Genomic DNA, 11,669 nt, shown 5'->3' with positions numbered 1-11,669 from the left:
GGCACCGCCCTCAGACGGTGGAGAGCCCCGCACGCTCCAGGTACCGGGCGACCGTCGCCGTCTCCTCCGCGTCCAGCGGGCGCATCGGCGGGCTCATCACGTTGGTGGCGATGATCCCGCGCAGCATGAGCGCGGTCTTGAACGCGCCGAGTCCGGCGGCGGTGGCGGAGGCGGTTCCCGGGCGGGCGGCGCGGACGATGTCGAACAGCCCGGCCAGCCGGTCCTGTTCGGCGGTCGCCGTCGCCCAGTCGCCGCGAACGGCGGCTTCGTGCAGGCGTACGTAGCCGTGCGGGTCGACGTTGCCGAGGCCGGGCACCGAGCCGTCGGCGCCGCCGAGCATCATCGCGTCGACGACCAGCTCGTGGCCGGTGAGGACGGAGAACCCGGGCAGGTCCCGGGCGCCGATGGCCAGGCGGCGGAACGAGCCGTCGTCGCCGCTGGAGTCCTTGACCCCGGCCAGAACTCTTTCGGCCGCCAGCGGCAGCAGCAGTTCCGGGTCGAGTTTGCTGTGCACGCAGACCGGCACGTCGTAGGCGAGGAGCGGCAGGTCGACCGCGGCCGCGACCTGCCTGAAGTGGCGGTCGATCTCGGCGTCGTGGGTGCGGGTGTAGAAGGGCGCGGTGACGACGACGGCGTCCGCCCCGAGTTCGGCGGCGCGGTTGGCGCGCTCGATGGCCCGGTTGGTGGTGGTCTCGATCGCTCCGACGAGGACCGGCACCCGGCCCGCGGCGGCCGCCGTGACGACCTCGATGACCTGGTCCTGCTGTCCGGGCGTCAGATAGGCGGTCTCGCCGGAGCTGCCGAGGGCGAACAGCCCGCTGACACCGCCTTCGACGAGATGCCCCACGACCCGCTCCAGGGAGGGGCGGTCGAGCTCGCCGTCCGCGGTGAGCGGGGTGACGACGGGCGGGATCACTCCGGAGTAGCGGGGGGTTCGGGCGGTCATGCGGTGCTCCTTGCGGACGGTACGGGGGCCGGGTCTGTGGAGGGGGACGCGGAGGTCTGGGGGTGGACGCAGTGCCAGCGGTGTCCGTCCGGGCCGTCGGTGCGGACCGGGAAGACCGTGGCGCACTCGTCGTCGGCCTTCCAGCAGCGGGTGCGGAACGGGCAGCCGGCCGGCGGGTTGGTGGCGGAGGGGACCGGGCCGGTGAGCACGATGCGCTCGGTGGTCTCCAGCAGGCTGGGGGTCGCGGAGAGCAGTGCCTCGGTGTACGGGTGCGAGGGGGCGCCCGCGACGTCGGCCGCGCGCCCCTCCTCGACGATGCGGCCGAGGTAGAGGACGGCGATGCGGTCGGCCAGGTACCGCACGGTCTGGATGTCGTGCGAGATGAACACCATGCCGAGGCCGAGCCGTTCGCGCAGGTCCACCAGGAGGTTGAGGACCTGGGCGCGGACCGAGACGTCGAGCGCGGAGGTGGGTTCGTCCGCGACGATCAGTTCGGGTTCGAGCGCCAGGGCGCGGGCGATGGCGACGCGCTGGCGCTGGCCGCCGGAGAGCTGTCCGGGCATGGCTGCCAGGGTGTGGCCGGGGAGGCCGACCAGGACGAGGAGTTCCGCCACCCGGGCCCGGCGCTGCTCGCGGGTGCCGCGGCGGTGCACGTCGAGCGGGTCGCGCAGGATCTGTTCGACCGTGAGCCGGGGGTTGAGGGCGGTCGAGGGGTCCTGGAAGACGACGCCGACGGCGGAGCCGAAGTCCTCGCGCCGTTCGGTCCCGGTCATCTCCCACAGGTCCTTGCCGTGGAAGGTGACCGTGCCATCGGTGGGCTTCTGCAGACCCGTCAGCACCCGGGCCATCGTCGACTTGCCGCAGCCGGACTCACCGACCAGGCCGACGATCTCGCCGCGCTTCACCTCCAGGCTCGCGTCGGTGAGGGCGTGCACGGCGTCGCGGCGGAACACGCCTCCGCTGCGTGCCTTGTGGCGTACGTGGACGCCGTCGAGCCTGATCACAGGGCGCTCCCTTCCAGTTGCGCGGCCCTCGCCGGGTGGTGGCAGGCGAAGCCGTGGTCGTGCGCGCCGTCGCGTGCGGTGAGCGCGGGGGTGGTGGTGCGGCACAGTTCGGTGGCGGCGCCGCAGCGGGAGGCGAACCGGCATCCCCGGCCGAAGCCCTGGGGCGCGGGGACGACGCCGCGGATCTGGTGGAGCCGTTCGGCGCCCGCCTCCAGCGAGACGACCGAGCCGAGCAGGCCGCGGCTGTAGTGGTGGGTGGGGGCGGTGAGTACGGACCGGGTGGCACCGATCTCGGCCAGCCGGCCCGCGTACATCACGGCGACGCGGTGCGACAGGTCACCGACGAGCGCGAGGTCGTGGCTGACGAGCACCATGGCGAAGCCGAGTTCGTCGCGCAGCCGGACCAGGAGCTCGACGACCTGGGCCTGGACGGTGACGTCCAGGGCGGTGGTCGGTTCGTCCGCGATGAGCAGGCGGGGGCTGCGGGACAGAGCCATGGCGATCAGGACGCGCTGGCGCTGGCCGCCGGAGAGCTCGTGCGGGTAGCTGCGCAGGGTGCGTTCGGGTGCGAGCCCGACCAGTTCCAGGAGTTCGGCCGGAGTCTTCGTACCGCCGCGCGAGGTGAGCTGCCTGAGCTGGGTGCCGACGAGCACGGACGGGTTGAGGGAGGAGAGGGCGTCCTGGTAGACCATCGCGATCTCGGGGCCCATCAGGGCGCGGCGTTCCTTCGGCGGGAGCTTCAGCAGGTCCCGGCCCCGGTAGCGGATCTCGCCGCTGACCTCGGCGTTGCGGGCGAGGAGGCCCATGACGGCGAGGCTGGTGACGGACTTCCCGCAGCCCGACTCGCCGACCAGGCCGAGGGTTTCGCCCTCGTGGACGGTGAGGTCGAGGGAGTCGACGACCGGGACGGTGCCGTACCGGTCGGGGAAGCGGATGGCGAGGTCCCGTACGACCAGGAGTTCGGCGGCGTCCTCCGGTACCGGGGTGACGGCCGGGCCGGCCGCGTGGACGCGCTGCGCGAGCTTGGCCAGGGCGGCGTCGATGTCCACGGTGGAGCGGGCCTCCACCGGGTCCGGTGCCGTGGCGGTGTGGGAGGGTTCCGCGCCGGCCCGGGGCTTCTTCGGGGCCGCCGAGGCGTCGGTGAGGCCCTCGGAGAGGATGTTCAGCGCGAGCACGGTGACCAGCAGGGCGAGGCCCGGGAAGAACGTGGCCCACCAGCCGCCCGCGAGGAGGATCTGCCGGCCGTAGGCCAGCACGCTGCCCCAGCTGGGGTCGGGGTCCTGCACACCGGCGCCGATGAAGGAGAGGCTCGCCTCGAAGATGATCGCCTCCGCGACCATCACGGTGGCGAAGACCATGACCGGGGCCATGCAGTTGACGGCGACGTGCCGCAGCACGATGTAGCCGCGCCGGGCGCCGATGACCTTCTCGGCCGCGACGTAGTCCTCGCCGTACTGGGAGAGGACGTTGGCGCGGACCACCCGGGCCAGCGACGGGGTGTAGACGAAGGCGATGGTGAAGATGATGACCGGGACGCTAGTGCCGAAGACGGCGACGAGTACGGCGGCCAGGGCGATCGGCGGGAACGACATCACCACGTCGAGGGTGCGCATCACCGACTCGTCGCCGAGCTTGCGCGAGGTGGCGGCGAGTGCGCCGAGCAGGGCGCCGGCGATCAGGGCCAGGGCGGTCGAGCCGAGGCCGATGACCAGCGAGTAACGCGAGCCGTGCACGACCCGGGCGAAGACGTCGCGGCCGGCCCGGTCGGTGCCGAACCAGTGGTCGCCGCCAGGGGCCTGGACCGGGGTGCCGGTGGTGAGCGGGTCCTGGGTGAGGAGCGGGGCGAAGACCGCGCCGAGGATGACGAGGAGCAGCACGCAGAGCGCGATGCGGGAGGTGACCGGGAGGGCGCGGAACGCGATGCCCGGTCGGGAGAGCCTATTGGCCGGCCGGCCCGTGGTGAACATGTCACACCGTCCTGATGCGCGGGTTGACCAGCAGATAGAGCAGGTCGACGATGACGTTGACCACCAGGAACGCGATGGCGATGGTCAGTACGGTGCCCTGGACCAGGGCGACATCGCCGCCGGTGACACCTTCGAGGATGAGCTTGCCCATGCCGGGCAGGTCGAAGATCGCTTCGATGACGACGGCGCCGCTGAGCAGGTAGCCGACCTTGACGCCGAGCACGGTGAGCGGGGTGACGAGCGCGTTGCGCAGCACCGAGCGGATCACCAGGAACACCGGAAGTCCGTTGCCGCGTGCGGTGCGGACGTAGTCGCGGTCGAGCTCGGCGACCATCGAGGTGCGGACGAGACGGGCGAGGGACGCCGCGACGGGCACGGCGAGCGAGAGTGCGGGCAGGGCCATGGTCCGCAGCCAGCCGCCGAAGGAGTCGGCCGGGTTGGTGTAGCCGCCGGTCGGGAAGATCCGGGTGTTCAGCGCGAACTGCTGGATGAGCAGGACGCCGAGCCAGAAGGACGGGATGGCGACCCCGGCCATGGAGAGCACCCGGAACAGCTGGTCGGGCCAGCGGTCGCGGTACATCGCGCCGACGACGCCGGAGACGACCGCGAGGACGATCGCGAGGATCAGGCCGAGGACCGTCAGCTGGAGGGTGAGCGGGAAGGCGGCGGTGATCCGGTCGACGACGGGCCCGCTCGGCGGAACGGTCGTGCCGAGGTCGAAGTGGAGCAGTTGGCCGAGGAAGTGGAAGTAGCGGACGGGCAGCGGGTCGTTCAGGCCGTTGGCGTCCGCGAAGGCCGCACGGGCTTCGGGGGTTGCGCTCTCCCCGAGCGCGTTGAAGGCCGGGTCGGCCGGCGAGAACTGCAGCACCACGAAGACGAGCAGCGCGATGCCGAGGATCATCACCGGCATCATCGCGACGCGGCGCAGCGCGAGCCGGAGAAAAGCAACCATCGTCGGGTTCCTTGCGGTTGGGCGGGCCGGTCCGGGACAGCGGGGTCCTGTCGTCCCGGACCGGGCGGCCGGCACCGTCGAGCGGCGCCGGCCGGGGCGTGGGGCCGGTCAGGCGCGGCTGACGTCCAGGAAGGACAGGCCCGTGGTGGGCAGCGGCCTGAAGCCGGGCAGTGCCTTCTCGGTCCAGGCGGTGGGGAGCTTGCGGTGCAGGATCGGGTAGAGCGCCGCCTCGTCCGCGACCAGGTCGGTGACCTGGCCCCACAGCTCCTTGCGCTTCGTGTCGTCGCCGGCCTGTGCGGCCTTGTCGAGGGTCTGCCTGACCTTCTTGTACGCGGCGGACCCGCCCCAGCCGTAGCGGCTCTCGGGCCAGAAGCCGTAGTAGAACCAGCGCAGGAGCAGGTCGGCGTCGTTGCCGAAGACCGACGGGTCGCCGGGGGCGACGAGGACGTCGAATTCGCCCTTGTCGACCTTGGCGTACTGGGCCGGGGACTGGGCGATGCTGAGGGTGACCTCGACGCCCGCCTGCTCCCAGCTCTCCTTCAGCAGCGGGGCGATGTCCTTGACCCAGCCGGTGTCGGTGGTCAGGACGGTGAAGGACAGGTTCTCCGCGCCCGCCTGCGCGAGCAGGTGCTTGGCCCTGGCGACGTCGTGGGTGTAGACGGTGGCGGCCTTGTGGTAGTCGGGGTGGGTCGCGGGCACGTAGCCGGTCGCCGCGGCGGCGTTGCCGACCATCGCGGTGGAGATGATCTTCTCGGTGTCCAGGGCGTAGTGCAGCGCCTGGCGCACCCGCTTGTCCGCGAACCGCTTGTCGGCGGTGTTGAACATCAGGAAGAGCAGTCCGAAGGACTGGACGGACTCGGTCTTCGCGGTGCCCGAGAGCCGCTTGACGTCGATGTACGGGACGTCCTCGATCGCCTGGACGCGGCCCGACTCCATGGCGCTGACGCGGGCCGACTGGTCGGACATCAGGCGCCAGATCATCTTCTTGGCCTTGGCGGGGTGGGCGCCGTTGTACTTGTCGTACGCCTCGAAGACGATCTTGTCCTCGCGGGTGGCCGAGACGAACCTGTACGGCCCCGAGCCGACCGGCTTGGCATCGAAGGCCTTGGGGTCGGGTGCCACGATCTTCTTCGGGACGATCCGGGCCACGGCTATGCGGGACGGGAAGAGCGCGAAGGGGTACTTGAGCCTGAACTCGACCGTGTCGGCGCCGACGGCCCTGACCGTGTCGATGAAGGGCACGAACTGCGCCATCAGCGAGGCGTTCTCCGGGTCCAGGATGCGCTCGAAACTGAACACCACGTCCTGCGCGGTGACGGGCGATCCGTCGTGGAAGGTCGCCCCCTTGCGCAGCGTCGCCCGGTAGGTGGTGGCGTTGATCTTCTCCGGCATCCCGGTGGCGAGCGCGGGGCGTGCCACGAGCGTGGTCGGGTCGAGGTCGACCAGGCCCTCGAAGATGTGCATGTTGGCGGCGTACGGGGTCGCGCCCGAGGTGATCATCGGGTCGAAGCCGGTCGACAGGGGGTAGGACAAGCCGGCCTCGATGAGATCGCTGCCGCTGCCCTTGCCGGTCGATCCGTCGGCGGTCGAGGACGGTCCGCCACAGGCGGCGAGACTCGCCGTGATGGCGGCCGCGGCACCGACGGCACTGGTGTAACGCAGGAAGGTGCGGCGCTCGACACCGGCTGATCTCAGCTCGGGCACGGGTCCTCCAGGGACTTTGAGGTGGGGGCGTCGGGGGTGTGGGAAGGGCGGTTCACCGGTGGTGGACCGGTGGTTCACGGCCTCCGTGAATCCCGAAGCATCAGACGTCAGATGTCTGATGCCTTGATAGCGTGGGAACGTAGCTTGACAATCGAGAGGGGTCAAGAGGTGGGGAGTTCACATATGTCCGGAACGAGGCCCGGCCGGCAGCTGCTCCGGCAGGAAGTCGTCGACGGCATCAAGCGGTACATCCTCGAGGAACGGCTCCGCCCCGGGGACCCGCTGCCCACCGAGCCCGCCCTGTGCGAGGCGCTCGGCGCCAGCCGCTCCAGCGTCCGCGAGGCCGTCAAGATCCTGAACGCGCTGGACATCGTCGAGGTCCGCCACGGGCACGGCACGTACGTCGGCAGACTGAGCCTGTCGGCGCTGGTGGAGAGCCTCACCTTCCGCGGACTGCTCTCGCCCGACGACGACTTCCAGGTGATGGCCGACCTGGTCGACGTGCGCGAGCTCTTCGAGCGCGGGATGGCCGACCGGATCGTCACACTGCTCACTCCGGAGCAACTCGACGCGCTGGAGGGCCTGGTGACCACCATGCGCGAGACCGGGGCGCAGGAGGGGCACGGTTTCGTGGACGCGGACCGGGCGTTCCACGCACTGCTCGTCGCCCCGCTGGGCAACGAGCTGATCGGCCAGCTCTCGATGGCCTTCTGGGACGTGTACACGATCGTCGCACCGCATCTCGACGGATTCACGCACGCCGACGAGACGGCGACGGTCGCGGCCCACCAGAACATCGTGGACGCCGCGCGGGCCAAGGACACCGCAGGCTTCATGCAGGCGCTCGGCGAGCACTACGCCCCGGTCAGGCGCCGGATCTCCGAGGCGCGGGCCCGCGACGGCGTCAAGGGCTGACCGCCCCGCGGGATGGCCGCTTCGGCATGGTCTCCCGCCGCGGTTCCTGCCGGAGGACGCCGGCCGGTCCGTTGCCGTGGGCGGAGCCGCGATTCGGTCCTGCCCGTGCTTCTCCAGCCGTCGGCAGGACCGTGTTTCGCTGATGCGAGTGAGGTGGAGCCATCCGGCTCCGGTCCTCGGGTCCTCGGTCTCGGTCTTCGGCCTTCGGTCGTCGGTCGTCGGTCAGGGCACCTTCGGGGTGTAGTCCACACGCGTCAGGTGGTAGTAGCGGGCCACGCACCCCGTCGCCCAGCTCCGCTTCCCGTTGCCGAACGGCTCCGTCATCTTGGCGATGGGCGTGGGCGCGTAGGGCAGTACCCGTGCCCCCTGCGCCACCCGGGCGCGCAGCCGGACGTCCTGACGCTCCCACGCGTGCGCCCGCACCCGCATCCGGCCGCCGAGGTCGACGAGCGAGGGAGCGAGCCCGACGCACACGGCGGCGCATGCCACCGCCGCGGTCCATCGCAGGGCGCCGCGGTGCGGCCGGACCCCTTGGAGCGACTGCCCCAGCAGCATGCCAAGACCGGTGAGCAGGGCGACGTACAGGAAGAGGAAGTCGTTCCAGAGCCGGGTGGACTCCACCACTCCGGAGTGGAAGACGGGATAGGCGAGGAGCGTCGAGAGGTAGCCGGCGACCAGGAACGTGACCGCTCCGGCGCACACCAGCAGGACCGGCCGGCGGGGCGCATCCGGCCGGGTGCCGCCGGGGCTCCTCATCACCAGGCCGAGCAGGACACCGGCCGCGATCGCCCCCAGGTACTGCCAGGAGGAGAACGTGTCGATCATGATGTGGCCGAAGCCTCGCGCGGCACCGGCCAGCGAGTCCGGAGCGATCAGCGCGGTGTCCTTCTGCGCGCCGACCCCGCCCCTGCGGCGCCGCGATCCCGGGGACGTCACCAGGATCAGCGCCCCGGCCGCAGTCGAGGCGATGCCCACGGCGAACCAGGCCCGCAGCCGTCGGCGTCGCCGCCGGTCCGCGGTCCGGAAACTCAGTGCCGACGCGGCGATCAGCACCACCAGCACGACGATGGTGGTCTGCTCCGACAGTGTCCCGATGCAGAGGCCGATGACCACGGCGATGCCGAGCGCGATGCCCCTGCCCCGGCGCGAGCCCGCGAGGAGGAAGGGGATCACCGCCGCGCAGGCGAGGACCGGTGCGAGCGTGTGCGAGACGGATGCGGCGGGCCAGAAGAACGTCTTGTACGTGTTGGGGGAACCCAGAAGGAAGACCACCGTCACCATGGACGCCACACACAGCGCGACCCCGCGCGGCACCGTCAGTGCCGCCCTGCGCAAGGCAAGCGCGGTCACGGCCCACAGGATTCCCAGCACGAGTACGGCACTGACCGGGGCGAACCACTGCTGCCCCGGCACACCGGACCTTCCGTAGAGCCAGACCAGCACGCCGTTCACGACCCGGCCGTTGTTGTCGAAGTAGAACTTCCCGACCATCCCGGAGAGTCCGTGATCGCGGATGACCGGCAGGAAGCACCACTCGTCACCGCTCGGACGCACCCAGCGGGCGAAGTACGCGGCCGTCACGAGGAGCCCCAGCGGGAACAGCGAGAGGACGTACGCCCAAGGCACGGCACGCGGCCCCCGGGCCTCGGGGGCTCTCGCGTACCCCGGCGCCTCTCCTGCTCCCACGCGGAACCCGTCCTCGATCCTCTGTCGGCCGCCGACGATCCGGATCTGTCACGGACCATCAGGGAATCGATCCACAGCATCCTGATCGCTGCTCAGTTCCCCTTCATATCCGCAGTCCCGCGGCCTTTCGGCGGCCATGGCTCCGCACACGCGCATTCAGTTCCGGAGCAACACGAACGGTCCATTGCGATGCGTTCTCCGGGTGCGGCCCGCGTCCCGGTCCACCAGGCACACGGTCCCCTGCCCGCGGACCGGCGACGTGGTCAGGAAATGTTCAGGCGGCGGCTGACAGCGTGCCGTTCCATGACAACCGACATGAATGCGCCGGGCACGCGCGCCGGACAGCGGCGGATGCTCAACAAGGTTCCGGAAGTGACGGTCTACTTCTGGGTGATCAAAGTGCTGTGCACCACCGTCGGGGAGACCGCGGCGGATCTGCTCAACGACAACCTGGGCATGGGGCTGACCAACACCTCGTACCTGATGGGGGCCCTGCTGGTGGTGACCCTGGTCTTCCAGTTCAGGGCGCGGGCCTACGTCCCGGGCCTGTACTGGCTGTCCGTGGTCCTGATCAGTGTGGTCGGCACGCTGATCAGCGACAATCTGACGGACAACCTCGCCGTTCCGCTGGAGACCACCACAGCGGTCTTCGGCGTCGCCCTCGCCGGCACGTTCGTCGTCTGGTACGCGAGTGAGCGGACCCTGTCGGTCCACTCGATCCGCAGCACGCGCCGCGAGGCCTTCTACTGGCTGGCGATCCTGTTCACGTTCGCGCTCGGCACGGCGGCCGGGGACCTGACGGCGGAGAAGCTGAACCTCGGCTACCGGCTGTCCGCCCTGGTGTTCGCGGCGCTGATCGCCGCGGTGGCCGTCGCGCACCGGACGCTGGACTTCGACGCGGTGTGGTCGTTCTGGATCGCCTACGTCCTGACCAGGCCGCTCGGTGCCTCGCTGGGCGACTATCTGTCGCAACCGGTGGCGGACGGCGGTCTGGGACTGGGCACGGTCGGGACCAGCGCGCTGTTCCTCGCCGTCATCCTCGGTCTGGTCGTCTTCCTCACCCGTACCCGGCGTGACGCGACGACGGAGGCCTCCGTCAGCCCGCGGGAAGGGTGACCTCGAAGCGCGCGCCGGGCGCCTCGGGGTCGAGGGCGATGTCGCCGCCGGCGGCGCGGGCGAGGCGACGGGCCAGGGCCAGTCCCAGGCCCGCGCCGTCGTGTCCGTCCCCGGGGTCGGCGCGGCGGCCCGGTTCGAAGAGCGCGGCGGCGAACGCCGCGGGCACCCCCGGGCCGTCATCGGCGACGTACACCGTGACCGCCCCTTCGCGAGCGGCGCAGCTGATGGTGATCGACCGGGCGGCGTAGCGGCGGGCGTTGTCCAGCAGCGGAAGCAGGATCCGCTCGGCGACCTCTTGCGAGACGCCGAGGCCGATCTGCGAGGGCGTGCCGCCGGCGCGGGAGTCGTCCTCGTCTGTCACGACCGTCACCTCGGGGGCCGTCGCGGGGCCGTGGGCGGCGTGGAGCCGGGCGAGGTGATGGCCGATCTCCGGGAAGCCGCAGCGGCCGGGGGTCTGCGCGTTGCGGGTCCTGACTTCGGAGAGCAGGGAGTCGCAGATCTGCCGCATCCTCGTAGCGGCCCCGGCGATGGCCTCCAGCGAGCCCGCCGCTTCCTGTTCGCTGCGCGGCCGGGCCCTGAGCCAGTCCGTCTCCGCGGTGATCCTGGACAGCGGAGTGCGCAGTTCGTGGGAGAGTTCGGCGGCCTGCTGCTGCTCGTGGCGCAGCACCGCGGCCAGCCGGTCGAGGAGCGCGTCGAGGCTGGTGGCGAACGCGGCGAGTTCGGTGGGGCGGCCCTCCCGGCCGAAGCGCTCCGGTGCGCCCGCGGCGCTCCACCGCGTCGCCTGGTCGCTCATCGCGGCGACGGGCCGCAGCGCCCGCCGCACCGCGAGACGCGTCAGCAGGTAGAACGTCGCCAGCAGGAGTGCGGCCAGGGCGATGGACCCGACCAGAGCGCTCTCGGCGGTGTTGCGGTACGGATCGAGGCTCAGCGCGCTCACCACGGTGCCGGCCTGCGCGGCGGTGCGGCCCTGGGAAGCGGGGACGTGGAGGGGGAAGGCGTACAGCCGCCAGGGACCGGGGCCCTGGGCGTCGGCGAACGCCTCGCCGCGGCCCGCCAGGTGTTGTGCCCGGGTGTCGAGGGCCGCCGGTGAGCCCGGGGGCTCCTCGATCACCGTGTCGCCCCGGAAGATCCAGACCCCGGCGTCCAGGGCCCCGTCCTCGGTGGGCTCACGAACGGCGAACGTGCCGTCGGAGCGTACGTCCACCGTGGCCGCCACGGCCTGGGCCCGGGTGCGCAGGACGTCGTCCGCCTGAGCGTGCAGCCGCTGGTCCAGGGCCAGATTGAACACGGTGGTCAGGACCCCAATCCACAGCGCGCTGGTGGCGAGAGCCATCAGCGCGAGGCGTCCCCGCAGCGTGCGGGGACCGCGGAGCGGCAGG

9 protein-coding genes are annotated in these 11,669 nt (G+C 71.4%); 2 read left to right on the top strand and 7 right to left on the bottom strand.

All coding sequences use genetic code 11. The features are described from left to right. Nucleotides 1–10: 10 nt before the first annotated feature. The 5 genes from EDD93_RS25635 to EDD93_RS25615 form a co-directional block, all read right to left on the bottom strand. A complete protein-coding gene (locus EDD93_RS25635; RefSeq protein WP_123527386.1) occupies nucleotides 11–946 on the bottom strand; it encodes a dihydrodipicolinate synthase family protein in 936 nt (311 codons plus the stop codon). Continuing rightward, complete coding sequence (locus tag EDD93_RS25630) at nucleotides 943–1,950, bottom strand: ABC transporter ATP-binding protein (protein WP_123527385.1); 1,008 nt, start codon at nucleotides 1,948–1,950, stop codon at nucleotides 943–945. The genes EDD93_RS25635 and EDD93_RS25630 overlap by 4 nt, the downstream gene beginning before the upstream one ends. After that, the gene (locus tag EDD93_RS25625) at nucleotides 1,947–3,917 is read right to left on the bottom strand and encodes a dipeptide/oligopeptide/nickel ABC transporter permease/ATP-binding protein (protein WP_123527384.1); all 1,971 of its coding nucleotides are present in this window, start codon (nucleotides 3,915–3,917) and stop codon (nucleotides 1,947–1,949) included. Before EDD93_RS25625 ends, EDD93_RS25630 begins: the two co-directional genes overlap by 4 nt. A 1-nt stretch (nucleotide 3,918) precedes the next feature. Next, nucleotides 3,919–4,869, bottom strand: coding sequence for an ABC transporter permease (locus EDD93_RS25620; RefSeq protein ID WP_123527383.1), 951 nt, complete (start codon nucleotides 4,867–4,869; stop codon nucleotides 3,919–3,921). Between the two features lie 108 nt (nucleotides 4,870–4,977). Beyond that, nucleotides 4,978–6,573: an ABC transporter substrate-binding protein gene (locus tag EDD93_RS25615; RefSeq protein WP_123527382.1), complete on the bottom strand. Its 1,596-nt coding sequence runs from the start codon at nucleotides 6,571–6,573 to the stop codon at nucleotides 4,978–4,980. A 183-nt stretch (nucleotides 6,574–6,756) separates the two neighbouring features. Here EDD93_RS25615 and EDD93_RS25610 point away from each other — a divergent pair, with 183 nt between their 5' ends. Then, on the top strand, nucleotides 6,757–7,488 hold the full coding sequence (locus tag EDD93_RS25610) for a FadR/GntR family transcriptional regulator (protein WP_123527381.1): 732 nt from the start codon (nucleotides 6,757–6,759) through the stop codon (nucleotides 7,486–7,488). Between the two features lie 222 nt (nucleotides 7,489–7,710). Here the strand turns inward: EDD93_RS25610 and EDD93_RS25605 are convergent, their stop codons facing one another. Then, nucleotides 7,711–9,174: a DUF6056 family protein gene (locus tag EDD93_RS25605; protein WP_148083905.1), complete on the bottom strand. Its 1,464-nt coding sequence runs from the start codon at nucleotides 9,172–9,174 to the stop codon at nucleotides 7,711–7,713. A 303-nt stretch (nucleotides 9,175–9,477) separates the two neighbouring features. Between EDD93_RS25605 and EDD93_RS25600 the strand changes: the two genes are divergently transcribed. After that, a complete protein-coding gene (locus tag EDD93_RS25600) occupies nucleotides 9,478–10,290 on the top strand; it encodes a hypothetical protein (protein ID WP_221217335.1) in 813 nt (270 codons plus the stop codon). Here the strand turns inward: EDD93_RS25600 and EDD93_RS25595 are convergent. Next, entirely contained in the window at nucleotides 10,271–11,623 is a 1,353-nt protein-coding gene (locus EDD93_RS25595; protein ID WP_260255863.1) for an ATP-binding protein, read from the bottom strand. The two genes, EDD93_RS25600 and EDD93_RS25595, sit on opposite strands and share 20 nt — an antisense overlap. Nucleotides 11,624–11,669: the final 46 nt, after the last annotated feature.

The sequence above is a fragment of the Streptomyces sp. 840.1 genome (assembly GCF_003751445.1).
Classification (GTDB): domain Bacteria; phylum Actinomycetota; class Actinomycetes; order Streptomycetales; family Streptomycetaceae; genus Streptomyces.
The sequence above is the reverse complement of the archived record's forward strand: the minus strand, read 5'-3'. Positions and strand labels throughout refer to the sequence as shown.